Below are 1,810 nucleotides of genomic sequence, written 5' to 3'. Positions count from 1 at the left end.
CTTTTATGGGTAGTGATTGGGGCGGTGTTATTGAGTGTATTCAACAATTTTGGGGGGCGGCGGGGGGTGGGGGCGACGCTGTCGTACACCCAATTTATTGCGGCGGTACGGGAAGGGCAAGTCAAGGAAGTGGTGATGGACGGCAACGCGATCAAAGGGATCACGGTGGGGGGGCAGAAGTTTCTGACCTACGCTCCTGAGGATCCGCATTTGGTGGACGACTTGCTGGCCAACCAGGTAGAGATCCGGGCCGAGCCGCCGGAGGGGCAATCGTTGCTCATGCAGATTTTCATCTCCTGGTTTCCGATGCTTTTGCTGATTGGCGTTTGGGTGTTCTTCATGCGCCAGATGCAAGGCGGGGGCGCGGGGGGTCGCGGGGCCATGAGTTTTGGCAAGAGCCGGGCGCGGCTGATGGAAGAGGACAAGGTCAAGGTGACCTTCAAGGACGTGGCTGGATGCGAGGAGGCCATTGACGAAGTGCGGGAGGTGGTCGATTTTCTCAAGGATCCGGCCAAGTTTCAAAAGCTGGGCGGGCGGATTCCCAAAGGCATTTTGATGGTGGGGCCGCCTGGGACGGGCAAGACCTTGATTGCGCGGGCGATTGCGGGGGAGGCCAAGGTGCCGTTTTTCACCATCTCCGGCTCCGACTTTGTGGAGATGTTTGTGGGGGTGGGGGCGGCGCGGGTGCGCGACATGTTTGAGCAAGCCAAGAAGCACGCCCCGTGCATTGTGTTTATTGACGAGATCGACGCGGTCGGGCGGCATCGCGGGGCGGGCTTAGGCGGCGGGCACGACGAACGCGAACAGACCCTCAACCAACTGCTGGTGGAGATGGACGGATTTGAAGGCAACGAAGGGATCATCATCATCGCCGCCACCAACCGGCCCGACGTATTGGATCCGGCGCTCTTGCGGCCGGGGCGGTTTGACCGGCAAGTGGTGGTGGGCCTGCCCGACATTCGCGGGCGCGAACAAATCCTCAAAGTGCATCTACGCAAAGTTCCCACCGCCGACGACGTCGATCCCAAGGTGATTGCGCGCGGCACGCCGGGCTTTTCCGGGGCGGATTTGGCCAATCTGGTCAACGAAGCCTCCCTGTTTGCGGCGCGCGCCAACAAGAAGCGGGTGGACATGCGCGATCTGGAAAAGGCCAAGGACAAGATCCTGATGGGGGTCGAACGCCGCTCGATGGTCATGAGCGAAGACGAAAAGCGCATGACTGCTTACCACGAAGCCGGTCACGCCATAGTGGGATTAAACGTTCCCGAACACGACCCCGTGTACAAAGTCAGCATCATGCCGCGGGGGCGGGCGCTGGGGATTACCATGTTTTTGCCCGAGCGCGACCAATATTCGGCCTCCAAGCGCAAGCTGGAAAGCCAGATTTCCAGCCTGTTTGGTGGGCGGGTGGCGGAAGCCTTAATCTTTGGCGAAGACGCCATCACCACCGGGGCGGCCAACGACATCGAGCGCGCCACCCAACTGGCGCGCAACATGGTCACCAAATGGGGTCTGTCCGAACGCCTGGGGCCGTTGGCCTACGCCGAAGAAGAAGGCGAGATCTTCCTAGGCCGCAGCATCACCCGCCATCAACACCTGTCCGAGGCCACCGCGCGGATGATCGACGAAGAAGTGCGCGCCATCGTCGACCGCAACTACGCCCGCGCCGAGCGCATCCTTAAGGAAAACTTGGACAAACTCCACCTCATGGCCGAAGCCTTGATGAAGTACGAAACCATCGACCGCGATCAAATCGACGCCATCCTCGCCGGCCAAACCCCTCCCCCTCCCAAAGATTGGGAAGATACCA

Annotated in this window: 1 protein-coding gene; it reads left to right on the top strand. The window is 60.6% G+C overall.

All coding sequences use genetic code 11. The features are described 5' to 3' along the window. Positions 1-1,810, top strand: a 1,810-nt coding sequence (ftsH, locus tag ACYQ3M_RS11545; RefSeq protein WP_460036231.1) for an ATP-dependent zinc metalloprotease FtsH, incomplete at both ends; no start/stop codon positions are given.

Source organism: Methylothermus subterraneus (assembly GCF_054656915.1).
This window is presented reverse-complemented; position numbering and strand designations above follow the sequence as displayed.